We start from the raw sequence: 25489 nt of genomic DNA, 5'->3' as shown, positions 1-25489 counted from the left end.
TTAAGATATCAAAAAGAGGTACAGCCCTCATATCTTGCGTACAGGCTGTACCCCTTTCCCTTGAAGCTTATGTGTTGACTTGCCAGTTGAATCTTATAATAGTAACAGCGCCGGAACTAACCTTTGCTCGCCCCTGCTGTCAGACCGTCTACAAGCAGACGCTGCAGGAAGCCGAACAGAATCATGATCGGCACCGCGATCAGCACCGCACCGGCAGAGAATAACGTAAAGTTAGTATTCTGTTGGCTGTTGACCATATCCCACATTCCGACCGCCACGGTCCAATTCTCCTTGGAGCGCAGAATCAGGCGGGCAAAGATAAAGTCTACCCATGGGCCGACGAACTGGGTCAACGCCATGTAGGTAATCATCGGACGGGACAGTGGCAGAATGATTCGGGCAAAAATCCCGAAATTGCTCGCGCCATCAATCCGGGCCGCTTCATCCAGCGAGCGTGGAATGGTGTCCAGGAAACCCTTGGCGATAAAGGTACCACCGAGTGGTGCGCCAGCCGCATAGACAATGATCAGCGCCAGATGCGTATCGAGCAGATGGAACTCTTTTAACAGCAGGTAAATCGCGATCATACTCATGAACCCAGGGAACATGCCGAGTATCAGAATGGTGGACAGAGCCGTCTTACGGGCCTTGAATCGGAATCTGGATACCGCGTAGCTCGTGAGCAGGGTAAGCACGACACCAATCAGCATGGACATAATCGAGATCTTCAGCGTATTGGCATACCACTGGCCGAACATATAGACCGGCGAAGTAAATAGTTCAGTGTAATGGGCCAGTGTGAATTGCTCAGGCCAAAATGTCTTGCTGTACAGCGATTTACCGGGACGGAAGGACGCCAAGAGAATCCAAAGCGCCGGGTACAGCGCGGCTATCGACAGAATGACAAGGACGATATAGCTCGCGGTCAGGCGAACCGTTTTACCTAATTTGCGTCCGATCATTGGATCATATCCTCCTCTTTGAACGACTTCGTCCGGCGGTAATTATACAGGGAGAATGAAGCAACAATGATAAAGATGATAATCCCTATTGCCGAAGCCATGTTGTATTTGTTCTGGTCAAGTGTCAATTTGTAGAGCCAGGTTACGAGCAGGTCTGTTGATCCGGCGTATTGATAGTCGCCATTCACCGGACTACCGCCCGTCAGCAGGAAGATGGCGTTAAAGTTATTAATATTGCCTGCAAACTGCGCAATCAGCGTTGGCGCTGTGGAGAATAGTATCATCGGCAGCGTTACAATACGGAATTTCTGATATGCAGATGCCCCGTCAACCTCAGCAGCTTCGTACATATCACGCGGAATGGTAGTCAGGACACCCATAATCAGCAGCATGGATACCGGAATTCCGACCCACATGTTAACGACAATAACCGTCACTTTGGCCCAGAACGGATCGGTCAGCCATGGCAAACCATCTAATCCAAAATAACCAAGGTACTGGTTGATCGGCCCGAATTGGCCGTTGAACAGGTTGCGCATCAGAAGGAGCGAGATCAGCTGGGGTACCGCGTACGGCACAATCAGGATAGCTCTCCAAATTCCTTTGAAACGGATGCCCTGCTGGCTGACCAGTAGCGCCACAAGCAAACCGCCAAAATAGGTAGTCGCTGTAGACAGAACCGCCCAGATAATCGTCCAGGTCAAGACGCCATAGAAGGTATGGCTCCAGGATTTCAGCACCAGAAGACTGCGGAAGGTCTCGAATCCGACCCAATCCACCAGCTTCGCCGGCGGCATATGTCCGGGTGCAGAATAGTTCGTGAACGCCAGCATGATCATGAAGATGATCGGCATAATGGTGAAGAACAGAATACCTACGGTTGGCAGAATCAGAAACGTCTGCGCAAACTTGTAATCCATAATATAGCGAACCGTCTGCTTGAAGGAGTTCGCTTGATGACCGGCCTCGCGCTCAGCACCGATCTTATAGGCATCTCTAATATTCATATACCAAGCGGCAAGAAAGATAATAAGTACGAGAATGGTGATCAGACTTTGAATCAGGATGAAGATGGAATGGTCTCCCTGAACCATCTTGCTGACGCCCTTCACTTTCTCCAGGTGGCTGGGGGTTTCCCCGAGCGTCACGATTCCCCATAAGGCTCTTCCGAGATTTTGAATAAAATAATAGACGGCTAAAGCTTCAGCAGCTATGAAAATAAGTCCCTTGATGAATTGGCGATTATATATTTGTCCCAATCCCATAAATATCGTCGACAGTATTGCGGCTCTCGTTCGGTGTCGCTGCATTTCTCTTCCGTTCTCCTCTCCGCGCGGAATTCAAGGAAACTGCCCGCCGTGCGGCGGGCAAGTGGATTCCACTGTGTGCTGTTCAAGCTATCGCTAAGCGCACTTGCTATTATTGAGCCGATGTACCATTGTTCAGATCCTTGATCTGTTGAACTGCTTTGTCCATGGCTACCTTAGGATCAACATCCTTATCCCAAATTTCAGGAAGTGCAGCATTCACAGGACTCCATACGTTGCCCATTTCAGGAATGGAAGGCATCGGTTGGGAGTTCTTGGCTTGTTCTGCAAAAGCAGATACGTACGGATCGTCCTTGATTTGCGGATCTTCCAGCGCTTCTTTGTTCGTTGGCACCGAACCAATAATCTTGTTCAGCTCAAGCTGGGATTCCTTGGAGGTTGCAAAATGTGCATACAACTTGGCCGCATTCGGATACTGTGAGAACGAGTTGACGGCATAAATTTTGATACCGGAGAACGTGACTGCTGTTTTACCAGCAACAGTAGGCACTGGGGCAATTCCGAGATTGTCGCCCAAAGCTTCTTTGTAACCAGCCAGTTCCCACGGACCTGTAATATCCATAGCTACGTCCCCGGAGTTGAATAGACTGCGCTTGATATCAGCATTGATATCGCCGCTCTTGATTGGCAGGGCTTCTTTCAGCTTGGCAAAAGTATTCAGGCCTTCGATCGCGCCTTCATTGTTCAAACCAATATCATCCTTGTTCGTACCGTTGTCACCAAAGAGGTAACCGCCAGTTGAAGCGATGAACAGATAGTTGTAATACAGGTTGCCAACTTCCCACATAATTCCGTATTTATTCTTGGATTTATCCGTGAACGTTTTGCTGAAAGCAAGAACGTCATCGAAAGACTTCGGCGCTTCTTTTACCAGAGATTTATTGTAGTAGAGAGCATACGTCTCAGCCGCTCTTGGATAGCCGTACAATTCCCCCTCAAACGTCGAACCTACGATCGAAGCTTCTGTGTTGTCAGCCTTAGTCTGCTCGGCAAAAATATCGTTTGGAAGCACAAGGCTCGCACTTGCAGCTTTACCCAGGTTGTCATGCGGAATGTTGATGACATCGGCTGCAAGCCCGGACGGTCCGTCCTGGGTCAGCTTGGTCACTTGATCCGGACCTGCTACTTCTTCGATTTTGACAGGAACATTATATTTGGCCGTGAATCGCTTCGCGATTTCTTCGGTGAATGGTCTTTCCTCTTTGCTCTCCCAGACGATCAGGGATGCGCCGTCTTCAGGGACGATGTCACCGGCAGCTGCGTTCCCGCTGTCTGTACCCGCATTATTTGCTCCTCCATTGTCAGCAGGTGCGTTCGTCGCGGCTGCATTTCCTCCGTTATTGGCTGTATTGCTGCCGCACGCTGTAATGGACAGGACCATAGAACACGCTGCGGTGAGAACCATGAGCTTTTTCAACTTCATTGCAATAACCCCTCCCAATTTGAATACCACTTTTGATGAAGCATTATGATGATGACAAAATGTTGTGCAAGAACTTGCGCAAACGATTTCAGGAGATGCAAAAAAAATATTTGTTTTTCTGTTCGCCCTGTATGTATTCGCTTAAACAAGTTTTAGAAAGCGCTTCATCGCTGAATTAATCATACAACAGGAATGAATGATTGTAAAAACGTTTGCACATAGTGTATTTAGCGTTTTTTCCTTATTTATATAATAAAATAGGCGTATATCTCGCTTTTTCACACGATATCTCTTATTTATTCTGAATTATTAAGATTTCACTATCAAATTCCCCTTTAATAGATACTTATATATCTTAGCAAGCGCTTTAAGTAGAGCTTTTAGAACCCTTTAGGACCAAGAGTAGTAAGATTACAAAGTGAAAAATAGTGCAATGGTTTGAACAAAGTTATTGAACCCCTTCCCCTTCCATGCTATAATCCAAATCTATACAGGGTGCTTTATCCAATACAAAGGCAATGTTACTTTCAGGTACAACCTCGGCAGGCTATTACGCTAGGTTGTGCCTTTTTTGCCTTGACCGGACAAGTAAAGTGCGGGAGTTCCCTTCAATACCCCAACCCGCGCCGCCTACGCTGTCTGTTCTACCTGGAATGTGTATCCTGGCCTGTACTGAAGTTTTGGTAACCGTTTTCCGTTTAGGAATTATGCTTTTTTTTGCACAAAACTTTGTGCAAATCCATTATCTGTATGCATAAAAGGGCACACTAATTTCATAAGTTCCCTTCAGGCATACGACAACCACTTTTTGGGAGGAATTCATTCATGTTACTGGAAGCTATATACCATCGTCCGCGCTTGAACTGGTCTTATGCCTATGATGAAACTACCATCCACCTCCGCCTCCGGGCCAAAAAAGGAGATCTCACCGAAGTATTCGCCTGGGCCGGAGACAAATACGCCTGGGATGCCACCAAAGAGCTGATCCCGATGACACTTTTCACCTCTGATTCTATGTTCGACTACTGGGAGTGCGAATCGGTGCCGCTGCACCGCCGTTTGAAATACGGTTTTCTGCTGCAAAAGGACAATGAACGCATCTGGATGACTGAGAGTGAATTTCAAACAAACCGTCCCGAGAACCCTAACAAGCTTTTTGAGTTCCCGTTCATTAACCGGATTGACGTCTTCACCCCCCCGGCATGGGTAAAAGACACTGTTTTCTATCAAATTTTCCCTGAGCGATTCGCCAACGGTGATCCGAGTCTGGACCCTAAGAACGTGTTGCCTTGGGGTGGAACCCCGGCACCGGACAATTTTTTTGGCGGCGACCTGCAAGGCGTGATTGACCACCTCGACCATCTCAGCGAGCTTGGCATCACCGGCATCTATTTCACACCCGTTTTCTCGGCGACCACGAATCATAAGTACGACACCGAGGATTATATGAGCATCGATCCCCACTTTGGCGACACGCAAACGTTGAAAAAGCTCGTCGACGCCTGTCATGAACGCGGAATCCGCGTGCTACTGGACGCTGTATTCAACCACTCCGGGCGAACTTTCGCGCCGTTTGTGGATGTGCTAGAGAAAGGTGAAGCCTCCCGCTATAAGGACTGGTTCCATATCCACAGATTCCCGCTGGAAGTCATCGATGGCATCCCGCCTTATGATGCCTTTGCGTTCGAGCCAATGATGCCGAAGCTCAACACAGAGAATCCTGAGGTCAAGGAATATCTGTTGAAGGTCGCTGAATACTGGATCAAGGAAACCGGGATCGACGGCTGGCGCCTGGATGTGGCTAACGAGGTCGATCATGAGTTCTGGCGCGATTTCCGTAAAGTTGTGAAAAAAGCCAATCCTGACGCCTACATTCTCGGCGAGATCTGGCATGAGTCCGCTCCTTGGCTGGAGGGCGACAAGTTCGACGCAGTCATGAACTATCCATTCACAGATGCTGTGCTGGATTTCTTCGTTCACGGTTCCCTCGATGCCGAAGGCTTCGCCAACTCCATTGGCAGACAGCTGTCGCGTTACCCGCTGCAAGCCAGCGAAGTGGCTTTCAACCTGCTGGACAGCCATGATACACCACGCCTCCTGACCTTGGCCGGCGGCGACAAGAAGAAAATGAAACTGGCCGCATTGTTCCAATTCACCTACATGGGTACGCCTTGCATCTACTACGGCGATGAGATCGGTATGGACGGGGGCGGCGACCCCGATTGCCGCAAATGCATGGAGTGGGACCCGGAGAAGCAGGACCGTGCCCTGTTCGACTTCTACCGCAGACTGATCGACATTCGTGCCAGCCATCCGGCACTACGTACCGGTACAATTACTTTCCTGGAAGCAGCAAGTCATGGGACCAAGCTGGCTTATGAGCGCCGCCTGGGTGACGACATCGTCATTGTTATGGTGAATACCGATGAGACGGCTCAGACCTTACGCATTGACGCTAGCGAGTCCCGCTGGGAGAATGTGCTCACGGGCGATCCACTCCGCGCTGACCGCGGCAAGCTCACCGTCAAGCTCCCGGCTTACGGGTACACGATCATTAAGGCTGTTATTTAAACAGCTTATGCATTCAAGGTGCTCAACCCTGTCCTAGTGACAGGCCAGATAGATAAAGAGAAAGGACTATCCTCTTAGCGATATGCTCTCTATATAGTAGACAGGTGAAATAATAAAAACCTGTTTCTGTATGGGGAGCATACCATTGGAGCCAGAAATGGCCTGGGGGATAGTTCTTTTTTTTAACCATACAAATCCAATGTATAAATTAAAGTCATCGCAAGATATTAATATTGTTGTATCAATTATGGTTATAACTCAAAACCAGTGCTTGGCTCGTATTTCGGCTTGTAACGGACTCCAGAGGCTTTATTACCTGTAGTTTCAACCACTCAGGAAGATAACGGACTCCAGGGACCCTATGCGCTGAAATACTGTTCATAATCCACTGTTTGGGACGAAATAACGTCACCTGAGTCCGCTTCACGATCCACGGGCAATTTCATGCACAAATAACGATCATATAGTCCGTTAGGTTCCACGTTATTAAAAAAACTTGACCTCAACTTAGGTTTAGGTTGTATCTTTCTAATTGTAACTAACTGATAGGAAAATTGGAGGAACTAGACATGAAGAAATTCGCCTTTGTAACAGGTGCCAATAAAGGAATTGGATATGAAATTGTGCGTCAATTAGCTGAAAAAGAATATCATGTGTTTTTAGGAGCGCGAAATGAGGAGCTAGGACAAAAAGCCGTGCAATCCTTAGGCTTTTCAAACGTCTCGTTTGTTCCTGTTGATATTTCTGATACACTATCTATCCAAAGCGCAAAAAATAAAATTCTTGAAGTAACAGATCACTTGGATTTATTGATTAATAACGCCGGAATCGCCCTTGATTTTGGTATTCTACCCAGTGAATTAAAACTAGAGACACTACGACAAGAGTTTGACGTTAACTTCTTTGGTACATTCCAAATGATTCAAACCTTCTTACCTTTAGTGAAAAAATCTCAGGGTGGCAAGATCGTTAACGTAACAACAGATATGGCTTCACAAACCATGTTCGCAAATGGAGAAATTCCTCAACTCAATATACTGGGCTATAATTCAACAAAAACGGCTGTGAATTCATTGACATTAGCATTCGGTACAGAATTTGGGACGAGTGGACCTGAAATTTTAGGGGTTACACCTGGTTTTACAACTACGGATCTTAATCATAATGCTCCAGGTGGCAAAACAACTGCTGAAGGTGCACAAATCATTGTTAAATACGCATTAAGTGATACAAACTATAACGGAAAAATTCTAGATAAAAATGGGATTATCCCTTGGTAATCACCTGAGGAGAGCGTAATGAATTATACTATTGGACAAGTTGCAGCAATGAATCATTTATCCATCTCACAGCTACGTTATTATGATAACAAAGGACTGTTTCCTTTCCTCAAAAGAACTGAAAAAGGCGATCGGGTATTTAACGAGGATGCACTTAAATTTCTGGAAATTATCTTATGTTTAAAACATACCGGGATGCCAATAAAGGACATTAAGCAATTTGTTGATTGGTCGATGAGTGGGAATGCCAGCTCCCCTCAACGGCTAGAAATGATGAAGCAGCACGAAATCACTGTCTTACAACAAATTCGAGATGCTGAAGAAAATCTAAAAAAAATTCAACAAAAGATCATTAGAATTGAATCTGAAATGAATTAAGACACTAAGCATTTAGCTACAAAAAAATGACCTCATCCTCCACTTAAGCGTGGATTTTGAGGTCATTTTCAGGTTATTCCCGTTCAATGTAAACACTAGTTGGGAAGCGTTAGTAGCACTTGGTTAGTAGCACTTGGTTAGTACATTGGGTTAGTAGCGTTTAGAGCTTGGAGCGATGCCTACTCTGCAGCTATTCAAAGCCAGGGGCTGCCACTCGTCAAGCACTGCCCTCCCTAGCGTTAACTTTTAGCTGTTAGGCCTTATAGGGCCAGCAGATTATAGATTACCTGCGCGCTTTCAGCACGAGTCAGTTGTTCCTGAGGAGCAAATTCACCGTCCTCCCGCCCTTGCAACAGCCCTAGTTCCACAGCTGTATTCACCTCAGACTTCGCCCAATCGCTGATACGCAATGCGTCGGTAAAGTCACTTGAGGCGGCTTGCACATTAAATTTCTTGCCTTGCTTGATCTCTAGCGCTCGGACGACCATAACGGCCATCTCTTCGCGGGTAATTGTCGCACTAGGCGCGAATGTATCCCCGCTTCGTCCATTCACAATCCCCAACTGGGCTGCTGTCGTTACATAAGAAGCATACCAAGCGTCACCTGCAACATCTTTAAATTCGTTCTTTCCTTGCCCGCTCACGCCAAGCGCACGCATTAAGAGCGCGGTGAATTCCGCACGGCTGACGCTGCGTTTCGGTTCGAACACAGTAGCGGATACACCGGTTACGATTTGCTTCGCGGCCAGGGATTTAATTGCAGGAGAAGCCCAGTGTGTCTGCGGCACATCCTTGAATGTGGTATTGATCTCAAGTGCGGCATATTTGCTGAAATGCGTAATCCCGGCGGTTATAGTATCGTCCTGAATCAGGCCGCCTGCATACTCTGGTTTCCCTTGCTCCGGCAAATGGAACACGCCGGTCCAATCCTTGTTCGGCTGGCCTTTGAGCTTGAAGGACAGGGTCAAAGGCTGCTGGAATACCGTTACCGGGATGCGGCTGCCGTCTTTTTTAACAACATATAGATTGAATTCATAGATATTTGATACTGAAGCAACGCGTACGCCATCCTTGCTCAGTTCGTCCAATAGTGACCGGACCGCAGTTTCCTGCAACCCACTAACTTCGAAAAGAATCTGGGCCGTCTCCGTATCTTCCCCAGATACGTACCCTAACAAGTCTACAAGCACCTTGTTCGGAAGAGTAATATTCAGAGAATCCGTCTTAATAACCAGACTACTTGTTCCCAATACCTGTGCAGCTTGAACCGGCAGCAGAACTGCAGTCTTGCCTGGGGTAAGCTCCACTTCAACCTTGCCGTCTTGGCCACCCTTCAGACTGTCCGCGGATACAATCTGCGGGCTACTGGACGGTGTAGCGGTTGAGACCGTGCCAGGGATAGGGCTCTGCGTTGGTTGTGCCGTGAACGGCGACGCAGGATCTGGTCTAGGTGTTGCCAGCGGTACTGGCGTTGCTTCCGGCGTAGGAGTGACACCCGGTGTAGCTGTAACATCAGGAGTCTGTGTCGCTACCGGTGTGGCTGTGACCACAGGTGTTGGTGTTGGCGTCACCACAGGCGTTGGAGTTGGCGTCGGCTCCACGCCAGCCACAGCCGCCAGAATCACGGTTCCGCCTTCATTACGACCAGGCAGCTCAATCGTAAGCTTTTGATCACCCGATACGGTATAAGTTGTGTCACTATATTCGTCTTTGACAAGCGTTCCAGCTGCAAAAGGTACCGGAACCTCAGCAGAGACAGCGTCCGTCTTCGTGTTGATAACTGTCACTACATTTTCATTGTTGTACTGCTTGTTAAAGGCCAGATAACCCACCGCATCCGAGCCAGCCAGCTTCGTTCGTTCTCCCTTGGCGAATACTTTGGAGTACTTCGCCCGGATGTTCAACAGCTTGCTGTAATGATCGTGGAGCCCTTTCTCCGCAGTTAATTGCTCCCACGGCATATCCGAGCGGTTCTCGCTGAACTCGCCTTTGGACATATCTCCGGCATTTTTACCTGAGCGGCCCAGTTCTTCGCCGTAGTAAATCACCGGCTGTCCCTTAGCCGTAATTTGCAGCGCAGCTGCAACTTTCAACTTGCCTTTGTCCCCGCCGACATATTCGGACAGGAAGCCGTCTTCATCATGGCTGCTCAGGAATTGAGCCATCATCCGGGTATTGCCGATCTTGCCTTCCCGGTCCTGAAGATAGGCGTCGGTATCATTGATTTTACCATTTGTGAAATCACGGGCAGCGCCCTTGAAGCCAAAGTCCAGCAGACTGTCCATCTGCCCGCTCTCCAGCGTTCCTCCGTCGTTGTCTGTTGTTCCGCCAAAGTATTCTCCTACTAATTTAAAGTTCGGGTCGATGGCAGTCAGTGCATTCTTGAAGGCTTTCCATGTGGTATCCTCTACATGCTTCACGGTATCCACACGGAAATAGTCGATGGTGTCCCCGCGCTGCGTCCGGGCATTGTCCAGCCAGTCACTCTGCCAGGCAATCACTTGCTTCCGCACTGCAGGGTCCTCAGTCCGGAAATCCGGCAGACCTGCTAGTTCACCACGGATCGGGTCTGTGTCGGCAGATACGCCATCTGTGCGCAGCATCCCGGCAAAACGGGCTTTATCTTCCGGTGTAATCGTAGGACTGTTATCCTCAGGCTTCAAGCCGTACCCGGTATGATTGAGTACAACGTCCACCATGATTTTGATGCCCTTGTCGTGCGCCTTATCGATCAGTTCTTTGAAGACCTCCATATCGCCAAGATGTTCATCAAGCTTAGTAAAGTCCTTGGCCCAATAGCCGTGATAAGCGTATTGCTTGCCGCCAAAGCCAGTACCCTGATTAAAATCTATGTTATCTACAATCGGCGTGATCCACAGCGTGTTGATGCCAAGTTCCTGCAGATAATCCAGACTGTCAATCAACCCTCTGAAATCCCCGCCGTGATAGGCTTCGAGGTGATTTTTATCAACATTCTCATTGTTGTTCGGATCCCCGTCCTTGAATCTGTCCGTCAGGGCAAAATATATCCGTGCCTCATCCCAGTCAAAATCAAGGGGGTCACCGGAATAGGTTCTGGCCTTCACTTCAAGGGTAGCCGTGTGCTTATGCTTATTGCCATACTGGTCGACCAGGACAACCGGAATATTCTTTATTCCCGCCGGGATGGTGTCTTTGACAGCAACAGTCTGCTGCATCAGCTCTGTATCAAAGCTCACCTTGGCAGATCCGCCCAGTGACGTTAAATCCATATAGGCTTCCTTATACGTTACAGTTTCGCTGGAGTCTGTCTTAAGGGTTACCACCGCATTCTGATTGGAATGAATTGCTGCGGGGGATACCTCCGAGACAATGCTGACGTCTGGAATATGGTAGACGACCTGGGACTCGCCATTCACTGTATTTTTGGGATCTGTAAATTCAGTCGTATTCCCGTCTTTGGTGACCAGGAATGTGTATTTATAGGTTCCCTGCGCTATGTCAGTCAGAGAATAGCTGAACCATTCGCTTGCCTGATCATACACCATCGGATATTCCGTACCGTTCACTTTGACCTTGACGCCAGTGATTGCGTCTTGGCTGCCACTACGGAACAAATTCTCGTCACGGTACCGGAACGTAATCGTTCCGTCTTTCAGCACCGGACCACTGATGTTCGGCTTGATATCCAGCTCTTTGACCATGCTGGTGACATTAACCTTGGTGAACGCTTCGCCAGGCGTGAGCGGAATCAGACGGTCGTCTGGATAATCCTGCTTCGCCGTGTTCCAGTCCGTACCTTTGCGGAGCACGAACCCGACATTCGTGGCGTTCGGTGCCACTTCGATCAGAACGCTTGCCGTTCCTTTTTCAAACGTTGTGAAGTCAATCTGGTCGTTCTTCGCTCCGGTGTTCCAAACCCAGAGATTCCAGTCTGTATAGTTCTTATCCTCACGGGTATAGGTAAACTGGACATAACGTTTGTTATTCACCGGTTCTGTCGTTACTGTAACTGCAACTTTGGTAGAGAAACCGCCATAGGATGCAGTAATCACAGCGGTTCCCGCTGATTTGGCTTTAACCAATCCTTTGTTTGTGACCTCAGCCACAGCCGGCTGATCGGACACAAAGGTTGCTTTTGCCGTCACATTGCTTCTGCTGCCATCATCGTATTTGGCGAATACAGCACTCTGATGAGTGTCGTTCACCTGAAGCGTATAACTCGCAAGATCACTTTCCAGTGAAGTCAGGGCAGCTGCGGCAGAGTCTTTTCTGATCACCACTGCGGTGAGCGGCTCTAGCGTAATAGAATGGGTCGTCAGATTGAACCCGCTCTGGCTCGTGACAGGAATAGGCATTGTTCCTGCCTTCGCACCGTCAACCAGCACCTCACCGTCTGTCAAATCCTCAGATAGCGTAAGCGTTCTTGCAGTGCTGTCCCCGTTCATGAAGACATAATAGGTACCGGTTCCATCGGTAGCCTTGTTTTTGTAGCCGATGACCAGATCGCTGACCTTAACTTCAGGGGCCGCAATAAGTGTCACATTGGAATCCACGAGGCTTTTGTCAGCCAGTCGGAAAGCATTGGTCGATTTCCTTAGTTCCATCAGGCCAGTCGTGTATTCTCTCGTAATATTTTCTACGGGGAAGCTTGCTTCATCCGTTGCCTTACTCCAATCGAACATGTTGATAGCATCCGAGGAATCATAAGAATCATGGATAAAATAACCGAAGGAGACCCCATCCTTATCCTTCATCTCCGTATATTTATCCTCGGGAACGCCACTCGACTTCCACTGCTTTGTGCGGCCGTATTCCTGACCCGCATGGATAAAGGCTGTGCCCTGGGAAGTCAGAACCAACAGGTTGCCCAGTCTGATCCGCTTCTGGATCTCCAGCTCATTCTCCGGGATCGCCGGATCTTTCTTAATCGACTGCGCAATCACATCATGAAGCGGCAGATTGTCATGGGCATCAATATACTGCACCATATCTCCCGGACTATCTGCAGGTGTATTAGACGGTTGTCCCTTGATATTGTTCAGGATTGTGCTGATCTGGCGCGCACCGCCTGTAATGAATCTTGGCTCGCCCTCGGAGCCGAAGCCGGATTTCAATTCATTACGGAACTCATCAGAGAACACCCCGACACTATCCGTCTTATCCATCCAATCCTGATCTGCGCCTTTGCCGGCAAGGGCTGGATCGGACGCTGCACCACCGAAGGTCCGCCAGCCTTCACCAATGAACAGCGCCTTTGGATTCAGCGCGGCAGCGGCATCATAGGCGTTCTGCACCGATTCGTACGTGGCATCGCCCATCATGTCCCAGCGCATCCCGTCGATTTTATACTCGGAGAACCAGTACTTCACAGAATCGACCATCAGCTTCTCGGCCATCTTGTGGTTGGTTGCCAGATTATTGCCGAAGCCGCCAATAAAATTACCATTCGCATCCTGGAACGCATAGTAGTTCGGCACGATGTCGTTCAGCAGCTCGGTCTTCGCCATGTGGGTGTACACCACATCCAGCACTACACCCATACCGGCTTTATGCACAGCATCGATCAGGGCTTTTAATTCCTTGATCCGCAGTTCCGGGTCGGCAGGATTCTGTGAATAAGCCCCGTCCGGGGAAAAATAATTGTGGGGATCATAGCCCCAGTTGTATTCATTTCCTTTTGCCGAATAATTCAGCTCCCGCTGACCCATCTTCGTCTCGTCCCCATAATACCAAGCCATTACAGGAAGCAGCTGAACATGGGTTACGCCCAGGGATTTGATGTAATCCAGCTTTTTCTCAAAAGCCGCATAAGATCCCCAGCGCTCGCCGTCCAAACTGACTTCGATAGAAGGGTCAGAGGTGAAATCCCGGACATGCACTTCATAAATGATAGCGTCTTCACGATTCTCATAGCCACTAATATCGGCATAGCTGAAGTCAGCAGGGTTGCTTCCGTTCAAATCGACAATCGCCGCTTTGCCGACGGTATCGCCGCCCTCTCCCGGTGCCCCTGTCGTGTCTACCGTGAACACTGCCATGGATTTCGCATAGGGGTCCAGTACATCCTTCGTTACCCCGTCATTAGTGACTTCATATTGATAATAAAAACCTCTCACATCGCTTGCAGTTGCACCAGTCAGATCCTCCGGCTTCAGCTTGACCGACCAGACACCCTGTTCGCCCAGTGCCAGCGCGACTGTGCCTACAAGAAGATTGGAATCATTCTTATCGTATACCTTGGCCGATACCGAGCTGGCTTTCGGAGCCCAGAGCTTCAGCGTCGCAGTCTTCTCCCCAGGGTGATAAGTTGCTCCAAGATCGTCCCCTGTATAGTTGTATATCTCATCCAGCATTCTCCAGCCGGAAGAAGCCGCTACGGTCTTGCCCCCGTAAGTTACACTCAGTGGTGTCTGATCCAGCTCAAAAGCTTCAGTATCCACCTCGATCGCGGTGGGACTGGTGATCGATACGGATGTAACTGGAATGACGGTTCCCGCCTTGTCTTTTACCGAAATCTCTGACTGAAGTGTTGCCGAATCCAGGCCGTCCGTCAGGGTGAAGCCGAGAAGGATTTTTTGAGTTGACAGAACCTCAGCAGATACTAATCCGATCGGCACCTCACCAAACGGAGAGACATAAACGTTATTATCGCCTTCTCTTACCCAGAGCTGATTGTAACGGTCCAGCAGTGTAAAACCTTTATCACCGCCATCCTTATCTCCGCTTGCCTGGTCCAGGACAAGAAAGCCGATTTTCTTCGCATTCTCTTTCAGCGGAATATCGGCATAGGCCCCGAAACGGTCTCTTTGCCCGTCCGAAAATGGGGTTGCTCCAGTAGGCCAATTCGTAGATTCTGCCGTAACATCTCCCCACAGCCACAATCCATGCGAGCCGTAGTTGTTATCCGCTCTCATGTAATGCACCCGCACCGTATTGGCAGGAAGTATAACCGGCTCATATGGTGTAATGACGTCAGAGCCTTCCTTGATCCAAATCTCGTTTGTCTGCGGTGTGTTAATGGCAAAAAGCTTATCCCCGGCATCCTTCGCCTGCGTACTGCGGTTTACCACCAGGAACGAGAATTTCTTGGCCCCTTCCTTCAGCGGGATATCAACATAAGCCCCGTAGGCATCCCTCAGTCCTTCCGGAAATGGTGTTGCCCCACCCGGCCAGTTCTCGGAAGGCGCTGCTGCACCATCCCACACCCACAACCCTTGGTCGCCATAATCGCCAGACGTCCGGTTGTAGTGAACCCGCATGTGCCCGTCTGGTACAGGATTTACTGCACCCGGTTCCGAAAGGAGCTGCGTTTCAGCGCTGTCACTGTGAATCCCTTCATTGAATTCCAAAGCCTCTTCTGCCGCTGCCGGCTGAGAAGTTTCCACAAGCACGCTTTCCAATGCCGTTGCCTGTACAACTGCGGGATGAATTCCCAAGCAGGATAACAGCAGAACTATAACCATCCCTGCCGCAAAATATTTCTTGATCCAAAGCGTCCGTTTCATTCCGTTAACCCCTCCAATGATTCCATGATTTCATTACAAGTGCGCTTTAGTCATAGATTACTGCTCTACTTCTCTCATCCGATTCAGCTGCCTGATCCTGAAGTTCTTAAGGAACCCCTTTATGTAAGTTTTGCCCCAGCTGTCATCGAATGGCAGGCAGCACATTATGTCTTATAACGGCTTGTCAGGCCTCTGATAGACACACATCCTCCTTCACAGAATAAGCCAATGATATTTTCAAGGTAGTGCATAGCGAAGTGAACATCTGATAACATCACTCTCTAACAGTGAACACTAGCAAAAATTGCGCAAACGTTTGCAAAAAGTTCCAAGAAAAATCTACTCTAGTAACGATTACATAACCATTCTGTCATGTTCCAATAAAAAATATCACTTGAAAGCGCTTGCTACAATTTGATTAACATACTAATCCCAAAATTAAGAAGTTGTCAACAAAAAATTGTAGTATCTCCGCTCAACTTCCACTTTACAAAACCTCTCCAATGCACAACGTTTGCACTAAAATATCAGGGACAAATCACTATTTACACCCTGTTTTCTCCAAGAAACTCATGAAATCAGCGCTATTCTAGCACTTTAGTGAAAATATACAAACCTGGTGGCAAAAATCCTGCACCCTCTCCAAAAGTCGCTTATCCCCTGTTCTGACGGACTTTTTCTATTTACAATTGGCAGTACTTCGATTAATATTACTGTGTAAAGCAAACGGTTCCATAAGGAGGTTTCTATGACAGTTACCATTAAGGATGTGGCGAAAAAAGCGGGAGTATCCCCGTCCACAGTATCCAGGGTGTTGTCAGGCCATCCCAGAATCAGCCTGGAAACCTCACGTAAAGTTAAAGCGATTATGGAGGATATGGGCTACACTCCCAATATGATGGCCAAGAGTCTGGTATCGAAGACTACCAACAGTATTTGCATTATCCTCCCGAAACCGGCTGAAGAGTTGTTCTCCAACCTGTTCTTCATGGAATTGATTCGCGGGATTGTCACGCAGGCCAGCCGATCCGGCTACGATGTACTGATCAGCTCCGGCGCGAATGAAAAGGAAGAACTGGAAGCCGTCTCCCGCCTCCTGAAGGGGCGCCGTGTTGACGGTGTAATTCTGCTGTATTCACGCAAAGATGACGCTGTGATTGATTTTCTACAGGGTGGTGGCTATCCCTTCGTGCTAATCGGAAGAAGCGACCGCTATGAGAATATATTATCTGTCGATAATGATAACGTCATGGCAGCGTATGACGCCACGAATCACCTGATTTCCATGGGACATGAGCGGATCGGCTTCGTCAGTGGCCCACCCAATCTCATTGTTTCCCGCGATCGTCTGGAAGGCTACCGCAAAGCTATGGAGAACAGCGGGCTGACCATGCGTCCGGAATGGATTGTGGAAGGTGAATTCTTGCAGGATAGTGGCTACAGGGCGATGTCTTTCTTCATGAATCTCCCGAACCGGCCCACTGCGCTGGTCGCGGTGGACGATATGGTGTCCTTTGGTGTGCTGCGCGGATTGAACGAACTGAAATATAAGGTTCCCGATGATCTGGCGATTGTCAGCTTTAACAACATTCCGTTGTCCGAGCTGTCCAGTCCCCCTATCAGCAGTATTGATATCGGTATCTACCATCTGGGCTACACTGCCTCGCAGGTACTGATTCAGGGCATACAGAAACCTAATAATGATGCGGGTTATACGAATAGATTTGTGATTCCGCACCGCCTCATTGTCAGAGAGTCCTCCATGCATACACCAAGCAAGCCGTAACAGACCGGGAACGAACAGGAACGAATAAATGAAGCGCAGATGCTTCATTTATTTTTTGGATCTTTGTTCAAACGTTTGCGCTAATATGCAGAATAATGATTCCTCAGTCCATTCTAATACGCATGGACAGAAGCAATGCCGCGTATATCTTTCTAGGAGGTTCCATTCATGACAACAATTCATGCCTGTTTATTCGATTTGGATGGTGTGCTTGTAGACACCGCCAAGTATCATTACATTGCCTGGAAAGAGCTGGCTGACGATCTCGGCTTTCCTTTCACCGAGCAGGATAATGAACGCCTTAAAGGTGTCAGCCGAGCGGCGTCGCTCGATATTTTGCTAGAGATAGGCGGGCTAACTTTAGATGAGAACGAAAAAGCGCGGCTGGCTGATAAAAAAAATGCCCGTTATGTTGAGTATATCTCCTCCATGGACAGCTCAGAGATTCTGCCGGGCGCCCTTCAATTCCTGATGGAATGCCGGCAGAATAGCATCAAGGTCGCTCTCGGCTCCGCCAGCAAAAATGCGATGACCATCTTGAACAACACCGGCTTGACCCCATACTTCGATGCCATTATTGACGGCACTCACACCAGCGCGGCCAAGCCTGATCCTGAAGTGTTCCTGCTGGGAGCCAAAGCTTTGGGCGTAGAACCGGAACATTGTGTCGTCTTCGAAGATGCTGAAGCTGGCATAGAAGCCGCTACCCGTGCCGGAATGACCAGTGTCGGCATCGGCTCTCCAGCCACCCTTGGAGCCGCCAATATAGTCATCCCTTCCCTGCAAGAAATGAAAGTTTCGACGCTTAGGGAATCTTTTACCAGTATTTAAGCAACATTAAGTTATACACCTATCGGCCGCGAAACGGCCCTGTCTTATTCAATATAAAATGAATAAATAAATGTTTTGGATGCTGGGAGCGGAAGAAACGGAGAGGAAATTTGGAACTGTGGAAGCGATAGCGCTCGTCTGAAAGCTTTCCGCAGGAAAGCTCGCATCGGAAGCGTAAGCTAATCAGATTTCTACCTTATATAGGATGAACAAAAGAAAGTAACAAAAGCGAGAAGGAACGAAGGGGGAAGTTTGGGACTGTAGGAGCGACAGCGCCCGCCTTTGTCTCCGGATTTCAACCGCAAACAGCGGGACAATTAAAAGAAATCCGGGGACAACAGCGGCCGGAAGTCCAAACATTCCACCGTAGTGACGACCGAGCCTTATGTTAGGGTCTTAAGTTCGTCTTATATACCTTGAAGTTTACATAGGAAATAGGATTATAACAGCGATCGAAAATCCAAACTTTCCTTGGAGTTACTGACCTTTGCACCCAAGCACCGAGAGAATTTATTTTTCAGTTTATCTATCCCCAACTTAAAAGGAGCCGATAATCTTGAAGCAATATTTGAAAATTGATGAATGGTCCATTATTGAAGAATCATTTGATCCGGGAACCCAGGAAATTTCCGAGAGCGTATTCAGCATCGGGAACGGATATATGGGCGGACGCGCCAATTTCGAGGAGCAATACAGCGGCCACAGTCTGCAGGGCAGCTATATGGCTGGCGTATACTATCCGGATAAGACACGGGTCGGCTGGTGGAAGAACGGCTATCCCGAGTATTTTGCCAAAGTGCTGAACAGCACGAACTGGATCGGCATCAACATTGATATCGACGGCACCCCGCTCGATCTCGCGAAATCCACAGTGACCGACTTCCGCCGGGTTTTGAATATGAAGGAAGGCACGTTATCCCGCAGCTTCACCGCTGAACTGGAGGACGGCAAGAAAGTCCAGGTCGAGAGCATCCGCATCGTCAGCATGGCCCGCCAGGAAATCGGCGCAATCCGCTATTCCATCGTTCCGCTGAACTTCGCCGGCCAGCTGACAATCACCCCATACCTGGATGGCGACATCAAGAACAAGGATGCCAACTATGACGAGAAATTCTGGAATGAAGTCGAGAAGCAAAGCGCGGAGGACAGCGGCTATCTCACTCTGAAGACCAAGAAGCTTGATTTCCACGTTACCTCGGCTATGGCCTTCGACATTCTTGTAAATGGAGACAAAACCACGGCGCAGGCGGAAGCCATCGAGCAGGAAAAATACGTTGGCAGCCGGGTTGCTATAGCAGTACAGCCGAACGATCAAGTCGTAATCTACAAATATGCGGCCAATGTAACCTCCCGCAATCATGGTCTCGGACAGCTGGTGGATGCCGCCAAGGCTGCACTGGATAGTGCCCGTGAAGCCGGATTTGTAACGCTTTTGACTGAGCAGACAGATGCCTGGAGAGATAAATGGAAAGAAAGCGACATTATTATCGAGGGTGACGTGTCCGCGCAGCAGGCGATCCGCTTTAATATTTTCCAACTGAATCAGACCTATAACGGTGAGGATGACCGTCTGAACATTGGACCGAAGGGCTTTACTGGTGAAAAATACGGCGGCAGCACGTACTGGGATACAGAAGCCTATTGCGTACCTTTCTATCTTAGTACGGCAGATGCCTCCATCGCCCGGAATTTGTTAATCTACCGTTACAAGCATCTGGAAAAAGCTAAGGAGAACGCCCGCAAGCTCGGCTTCACCAAAGGCGCCCTCTATCCGATGGTGACAATGAACGGCGAGGAATGCCATAACGAGTGGGAAATTACATTCGAGGAGATTCACCGCAACGGGGCGATTGCCTATGCTATTTATAACTATGTGAACTACACTGGCGACCAATCCTACCTTGGCCAGTACGGACTTGAGGTGTTGGTAGAAATCTCCCGCTTCTGGGAGGAACGCGTGCATTATGTGCCACGTAAGGACCAATATGTCATGCTCGGCGTCACCGGGCCGAACGAGTACGAGAACAACGTCAACAACAACTGGTACACGAACCGTATCGCGTCCTGGACGATGGAATACACGCTGGAAGCTCTGGCTTACCTGCAAGAGAATGAACCTGCCCGCTACGCAGAATTGCTGGAGAAGCTCGAACTTCAGGATAGTGAGACAGGAAAATGGAGCGAGATTATCGCCAAAATGTACTATCCGGTGGATGAAGAGATGGGCATTTTCCTCCAACAGGACGGATTCCTCGACAAAGAGATCATTCAGGTCAAGGATGTGCATCCAGAGCATTTGCCACTGAACCAGAAATGGTCATGGGACCGTATCCTGCGTTCCTGCTTCATCAAGCAGGCGGATGTGCTGCAAGGGCTATATTTCCTTGGTGACCGTTACGATTTGGATACGAAAAAACGGAATTTCGACTTCTACGAGCCGATCACCGTACATGAGTCCTCCCTCTCCCCTTGCATCCATGCGATTCTTGCTTGCGAGCTGGGCTACAAGGAAAAGGCTTATGAAATGTACCTGCGCACCTCCAGACTGGATCTGGACAACTACAATAATGATACAGAAGACGGTTGCCATACCACGAGCATGGCGGGTACCTGGATGTCAATCGTTCATGGCTTCGGCGGTTTGCGCGTATTGAATGGACGGTTGAACCTGAACCCTTCTAATCCAGGTCACTGGACGTCCTATTCCTTCAAAATCATGTTCCGCGGCTCTCGACTTCTGGTCAGCGTAACCGACACTCAGGTAACCGTGACCAACGAAACCGATATTCCGGCCTCGCTCACGATTTATGGCCAGGAATATACAGTGAATGGACTAAGCAGCGTTACTGCTCAAGGTACTAACATTACTGCATAATCAAACCGTATTCTCCCGGCCCCCGAGGCTGCCTGCTTTCGGGGGCCGGTTACTGTTTAAAGGGTTGTATAGGCTGGACTATAAACAACATTTAAGGAGATCTCACAATGAAAAAAGCTTTTTGGAAAGAAGCCGTAGTATACCAAATCTACCCTCGGAGCTTCATGGACAGCAACGGTGATGGCATCGGCGATCTGAAGGGAATTATCTCCCGTCTGGATTATCTCCAGCAGCTCGGCGTTGACGTCGTCTGGCTCTCCCCCGTCTATAAATCGCCGAATGATGACAACGGTTACGACATCAGCGACTATGAAGATATCATGGATGAATTCGGCACGCTTCAGGACTGGGAGGAACTGCTTGAAGGCCTCCATACCCGCGGTATCAAGCTGATGATGGATCTCGTGATTAACCATTCCTCGGACGAACATGCCTGGTTCGTGGAATCCCGCTCCTCTAAGGACAACCCTTATCGTGATTATTACATCTGGCGTCCCGGCGGTCCGGACGGCAAGCGTCCTAACAACTGGAGCTCTATTTTCAGCGGCCCGGCGTGGGAACTAGACGAGACTACCGGTGAATACTATCTGCACCTGTTCTCCCGCAAGCAGCCGGACCTGAACTGGGAGAATCCGCAGCTGCGTGAGGCACTGTACAAGATGATTACCTTCTGGCTGGATAAAGGTGTAGACGGATTGCGGATGGACGTCATCAACCTGATCTCCAAAACGCCAGGCCTGCCTTCCTCAGGCGATGCCGAGCTTGGCGGTGGTGGTGAATACTACATGAACGGCCCAAGAGTACACGAGTTCCTGCATGAAATGAACCAAAAGGTACTCTCCAAATATGACGTCATGACCGTCGGTGAAACGCCGGGGGCGTCTGTAGAGGATGCCATTCTGTATACCGGCGAAGACCGGGAAGAACTGCAGATGGTCTTTCAATTCGAGCACATGGACGTCGACTCCGGCCCTAGCGGCAAGTGGGAAGTAACACCATGGACTCTTCACCAACTGCGTGGAATCCTGCATAAATGGCAGGTCGGCCTGGCCGAACAAGGCTGGAACAGTCTGTACCTGAACAACCACGATCAGCCACGTATGGTATCCCGTTTTGGTAATGACGGCGAGTACCGTGTCATCTCCGCCAAAATGCTGGCGACTCTGCTGCATACACTGAAGGGCACCCCGTATATTTACCAAGGGGAAGAAATCGGGATGACCAACGTGAAATTCCCTGTGCTGGAATACTATCAGGATATCGAGACCCTTAATATGTACCGTGAAAAAGTCACCGAGGGCGGCGCCGATCACGAGACGATTCTGAATGCTATCTATGCCAAAGGACGGGACAACGCCCGGACGCCTATGCAATGGGATGGATCTACTAACGCAGGCTTTACTACCGGAACACCTTGGCTGCGGTTGAATCCGAATTATAGCGAAATTAATGTGGAGCAGGCTGTCGCTGATCCCGATTCGGTGTTCCACTACTACCGCAAGCTGATCGCGCTGCGCAAAGAAAACCCGATCATGGTCTACGGAGAGTACAAACTGCTGCTTCCTGAACACGATAATATTTATGCATACACCCGTACCCTGGACGATGAGCAGTGGCTCGTGTTACTGAACTTCAGTGATGTTGCGCAGTCTGTAGATCTTCCTAAGGAGCTGGCAGCCGTCAAGGAACTGGTAATTGGAAACTACGGAGAAGCATCCTCCGACCGCAGTGTTCTGCGGCCGTACGAAGCAGGCGTGTACCGGTTGGGGAAGTAATGAGGTTCGTGCTAAGTAACTGAAGAAAACCGTGCTAGGTGACTGACGAGATCCGTACCAAGCAGGCGTAACAGGTTGGGGAACTAATGAGATCCGTACGAAGTAACTGACGAGACCTGTCTCCCTGAGTTATACTTTAGAAAGACTGAATTTTGAACTGTTTCCACCGCGTCCGCCTCCCTGCGTTCGGTACGTGGCCCAAGGTGGTGGTCAAACCTGAACATAGTGACCTGCCTCAACATCAGTGCTCACTTCGCCAAGTAGCGGACTCCAGAGACCTTATTGATTATAGATTCAGCCATTTCGGAAGATAACGGACACCAGAGACGCTATGGGCAGAAATTTTGCTCAAATTCCGCGGTTTAGCAGGAAATAACGTCTCCTGAGTCCATTACATTTTCCAGGACAATCCCATGTGGAAATAACGGTTCTACGGTCCGTTAGCTCCCATAAATGAGCCTCAAACTACCGAATCGGTTGTGTTTATTAAGTAGTTTTGACCAAGTTCTTGTGGCAAGCACTGATTATGATATTGGGCCGTAAAAAGTAGAAAGAATAGGCTGGAGCTGTAGGAGCGATAGCAGCCGCTGAAAGCTTACCATAGGAAAGCTCGCATCAAAAGCATATGCTGCCTCCCGATTTACACCGTTAACAACGGAACAATTCCAGACTCTGGCGACGACAGTAGCCGAAAGTCCAAACCTTTTCAGTAATTACGACCTTATTCTATTTAAAAATCAGGATCTGTCTTAGAGACAGAACTGTCCTCCCTGTCACCTGTCTTCAGAACGCACGGAAGAACCGGATGAACGAACCCGGGAATGATAGTATGTATTCAGAAGGAGATGGCGCACTTGGAATGGTTGATTCGAATGAAGGATGCTCTGAATTATGTAGAGGACAATTTAGAGGAACCGCTGAATATTGATGAGATCGCAAGGGTAGCTTGCTCTTCGCCCTTTCACTTTCAGCGTATGTTCAATCTCCTGACCGGATTCACGGTATTCGAGTATATCCGCAAGCGGAGATTGTCGCTTGCGGCGCAGGAGCTGAGTGTGTCGGATATTAAAGTGCTAGACGTAGCACTGAAATACGGCTACGATACCCCTGAATCTTTTTCCAAAGCGTTCCGTAAGCTGCATGGGGTGTCCCCTTCAGCCGCCCGCGAGAAGGGCGTACAGCTCAAGGCCTTTCCACGCCTCTCTTTCCATCTATCATTGAAGGGAGATAAAGAAATGGAATACAGAATTATCGAGAAAGATAGCTTCAGAGTGATCGGCAAGTCTATCGAGGTATCCTTGAAGGATGGGGAGAACCTGCGGGAGATCCCAGCCTTCTGGAGTGCCGCCAACGGAGACGGAACGTCTGACCAACTGACTGAAATCGGCAAAAAAGAGGATATCCTCGGAATCTGTATGGGTGTGGATCATCCCAATGAGAAGCTCTCTTATTGGATCGCCGTAGAAGACGATTCCAATACGGACCCACAAGGCTATGAAACGGCTATTGTACCTGCCTCCACCTGGGCTGTCTTCACCTCGGTTGGACCGATGCCGCATGCGATTCAGGACGTCTGGAGCCGAATCTTCCAGGAATGGTTCCCCAGCACAGCGTATGAACATTCGGGCGGACCCGAACTTGAACTCTACCCGCTTGGTGATGTGAACGCAGAAGACTATCGTTGTGAAGTATGGATTCCGATTAAGCAGAAATAAGCATTATATTCGTCACTATCGAAAGATCCTCCATAACCCAAGAGGCCGCCCGAACAACGGGGGGTCTCTTTTCATATCATAGAGTAGAAGCTTAGTAATCCATCCCCGTGGCTATTTTCCATTTTGAGAAATGGCTTCGTCTTGGTATAATAAACAAATTATGTGGATTTTATAAAAAGTCCGATACTCGGTGAAGGAGAATTTCATGTCTACTGTAAAAATTTTTTCAGACAGCACTTCCGATTTGCCGCAAGGCTGGAAAGAGAAGTATGATGTCGGCATCGTCCCGTTATACGTAGTATTCGACGATGGCACTTATAAGGATGGAGTGGATATTACGCCCGAAGAGGTGTACCGCAAGGTTGCTGCCAAAGGCAGTCTGCCTAAAACCGCCGCACCTTCGCCGGCTGACTTCATGGCGGCCTTCGCTCCGGTCATTGAGAGTGGTAATGATATTGTCTATATCAGTTTGTCCTCTGCCTTATCTTCTACATATCAGAATGCCCTGCTGGCCGCAGGTGAGTTCCCGGAAGGAAGAGTGGAGGTCGTAGATTCGGAGACGCTGTGCGGGGGAATCGCCTTGCTCGTCATGAAGGCCGTGCGCGCCGCTGCCAAGGGGCACAGTGCAGCCGAGATCGCAGAGCTGCTTAAGACCGCCCGCAAACACATGGATACTCAATTTGTAGTCGATACGCTTGATTACTTATATATGGGCGGACGCTGCTCCGGCATGCAGAATTTTATCGGCAGCCTGCTCAAAATCCGGCCGGTGCTGAAGCTGATTGACGGCAGTATTGTCCCGGTCAGCAAAGTCCGCGGCAAGAAGGAAAAAGCCGTCGAGCAGATGCTTCAGAACGCGTTGCCCGATATCAAGAACATGGATAAGGAACTGCTTATTGTAGCCCATACTTTGGCTGAAGAGGATGCGGAATACCTGAAGCGTGCGCTGCAGCAAGCCACTGGTGCTCAAGAAATTGCAGTTATCGAAGCCGGCTGTGTAATTGGCAGTCATTGCGGTCCGCATACGGTGGGTCTTATGTATTTGCGTGAATCATAATTTCAATACGATATAATTAAA

The 25489-nt window shown here is 49.0% G+C and carries 13 protein-coding genes; 9 read left to right on the top strand and 4 right to left on the bottom strand.

Annotated features, from left to right (window positions below; all coding sequences use genetic code 11):
- Nucleotides 1-116 precede the first annotated feature (116 nt).
- From HPT30_RS25975 to HPT30_RS25965, 3 genes are all read right to left on the bottom strand, one after another.
- Nucleotides 117-962 (bottom strand): sugar ABC transporter permease, encoded by an 846-nt coding sequence (locus HPT30_RS25975; RefSeq protein WP_175374190.1) that lies wholly within the window; start codon nt 960-962, stop codon nt 117-119.
- Nucleotides 959-2272: a sugar ABC transporter permease gene (locus tag HPT30_RS25970; RefSeq protein WP_175374189.1), complete on the bottom strand. Its 1314-nt coding sequence runs from the start codon at nt 2270-2272 to the stop codon at nt 959-961. The genes HPT30_RS25975 and HPT30_RS25970 overlap by 4 nt, the downstream gene beginning before the upstream one ends.
- A gap of 109 nt (nt 2273-2381) precedes the next feature.
- The gene (locus tag HPT30_RS25965; RefSeq protein ID WP_175374188.1) at nt 2382-3713 is read right to left on the bottom strand and encodes a sugar ABC transporter substrate-binding protein; all 1332 of its coding nucleotides are present in this window, start codon (nt 3711-3713) and stop codon (nt 2382-2384) included.
- 825 nt (nt 3714-4538) lie between these two features.
- On the opposite strand from HPT30_RS25965, the gene HPT30_RS25960 reads away from it, so the two are divergent.
- From HPT30_RS25960 to HPT30_RS25950, 3 genes are all read left to right on the top strand, one after another.
- Entirely contained in the window at nt 4539-6284 is a 1746-nt protein-coding gene (locus HPT30_RS25960; protein ID WP_175374187.1) for an alpha-glycosidase, read from the top strand.
- A gap of 569 nt (nt 6285-6853) precedes the next feature.
- Entirely contained in the window at nt 6854-7564 is a 711-nt protein-coding gene (locus tag HPT30_RS25955; RefSeq protein ID WP_175374186.1) for an SDR family NAD(P)-dependent oxidoreductase, read from the top strand.
- An 18-nt stretch (nt 7565-7582) separates the two neighbouring features.
- Nucleotides 7583-7942: a MerR family transcriptional regulator gene (locus HPT30_RS25950; RefSeq protein ID WP_175374185.1), complete on the top strand. Its 360-nt coding sequence runs from the start codon at nt 7583-7585 to the stop codon at nt 7940-7942.
- 260 nt (nt 7943-8202) lie between these two features.
- Here HPT30_RS25950 and HPT30_RS25945 read toward each other — a convergent pair whose 3' ends face one another.
- Nucleotides 8203-15429: a pullulanase gene (locus HPT30_RS25945; RefSeq protein ID WP_175374184.1), complete on the bottom strand. Its 7227-nt coding sequence runs from the start codon at nt 15427-15429 to the stop codon at nt 8203-8205.
- Between the two features lie 748 nt (nt 15430-16177).
- Between HPT30_RS25945 and HPT30_RS25940 the strand changes: the two genes are divergently transcribed.
- From HPT30_RS25940 to HPT30_RS25915, 6 genes are all read left to right on the top strand, one after another.
- On the top strand, nt 16178-17215 hold the full coding sequence (locus HPT30_RS25940) for a LacI family DNA-binding transcriptional regulator (protein ID WP_175374183.1): 1038 nt from the start codon (nt 16178-16180) through the stop codon (nt 17213-17215).
- A 168-nt stretch (nt 17216-17383) separates the two neighbouring features.
- A complete protein-coding gene (pgmB, locus tag HPT30_RS25935) occupies nt 17384-18046 on the top strand; it encodes a beta-phosphoglucomutase (RefSeq protein WP_175374182.1) in 663 nt (220 codons plus the stop codon).
- A gap of 556 nt (nt 18047-18602) precedes the next feature.
- Nucleotides 18603-20921 carry a glycoside hydrolase family 65 protein gene (locus HPT30_RS25930; protein ID WP_175374181.1) on the top strand — a complete coding sequence of 773 codons (2319 nt, stop codon included), beginning with the start codon at nt 18603-18605 and terminating at the stop codon, nt 20919-20921.
- A gap of 107 nt (nt 20922-21028) precedes the next feature.
- Entirely contained in the window at nt 21029-22696 is a 1668-nt protein-coding gene (locus HPT30_RS25925) for a glycoside hydrolase family 13 protein (RefSeq protein ID WP_175374180.1), read from the top strand.
- 854 nt (nt 22697-23550) lie between these two features.
- On the top strand, nt 23551-24411 hold the full coding sequence (locus tag HPT30_RS25920) for an AraC family transcriptional regulator (protein WP_246317453.1): 861 nt from the start codon (nt 23551-23553) through the stop codon (nt 24409-24411).
- Between the two features lie 205 nt (nt 24412-24616).
- Complete coding sequence (locus tag HPT30_RS25915; protein ID WP_175374179.1) at nt 24617-25468, top strand: fatty acid kinase binding subunit FakB; 852 nt, start codon at nt 24617-24619, stop codon at nt 25466-25468.
- Nucleotides 25469-25489: the final 21 nt, after the last annotated feature.

Origin of the sequence: Paenibacillus agri, assembly GCF_013359945.1 — a bacterium.
Classification (GTDB): domain Bacteria; phylum Bacillota; class Bacilli; order Paenibacillales; family Paenibacillaceae; genus Paenibacillus_AQ; species Paenibacillus_AQ agri.
Note: the sequence above shows the minus strand (reverse complement) of the source record. Positions and strands in the feature narration are given on the sequence as shown.

Bases quoted from the DNA above. Each gene is read 5' to 3' on its own strand.
- HPT30_RS25975 (WP_175374190.1), bottom strand. From the start codon at position 962: ATGATCGGACGCAAATTAGGTAAAACGGTTCGCCTGACCGCGAGCTAT.
- HPT30_RS25970 (WP_175374189.1), bottom strand. From the start codon at position 2,272: ATGCAGCGACACCGAACGAGAGCCGCAATACTGTCGACGATATTTATG.
- HPT30_RS25965 (WP_175374188.1), bottom strand. From the start codon at position 3,713: ATGAAGTTGAAAAAGCTCATGGTTCTCACCGCAGCGTGTTCTATGGTC.
- HPT30_RS25960 (WP_175374187.1), top strand. From the start codon at position 4,539: ATGTTACTGGAAGCTATATACCATCGTCCGCGCTTGAACTGGTCTTAT.
- HPT30_RS25955 (WP_175374186.1), top strand. From the start codon at position 6,854: ATGAAGAAATTCGCCTTTGTAACAGGTGCCAATAAAGGAATTGGATAT.
- HPT30_RS25950 (WP_175374185.1), top strand. From the start codon at position 7,583: ATGAATTATACTATTGGACAAGTTGCAGCAATGAATCATTTATCCATC.
- HPT30_RS25945 (WP_175374184.1), bottom strand. From the start codon at position 15,429: ATGAAACGGACGCTTTGGATCAAGAAATATTTTGCGGCAGGGATGGTT.
- HPT30_RS25940 (WP_175374183.1), top strand. From the start codon at position 16,178: ATGACAGTTACCATTAAGGATGTGGCGAAAAAAGCGGGAGTATCCCCG.
- pgmB (WP_175374182.1), top strand. From the start codon at position 17,384: ATGACAACAATTCATGCCTGTTTATTCGATTTGGATGGTGTGCTTGTA.
- HPT30_RS25925 (WP_175374180.1), top strand. From the start codon at position 21,029: ATGAAAAAAGCTTTTTGGAAAGAAGCCGTAGTATACCAAATCTACCCT.
- HPT30_RS25915 (WP_175374179.1), top strand. From the start codon at position 24,617: ATGTCTACTGTAAAAATTTTTTCAGACAGCACTTCCGATTTGCCGCAA.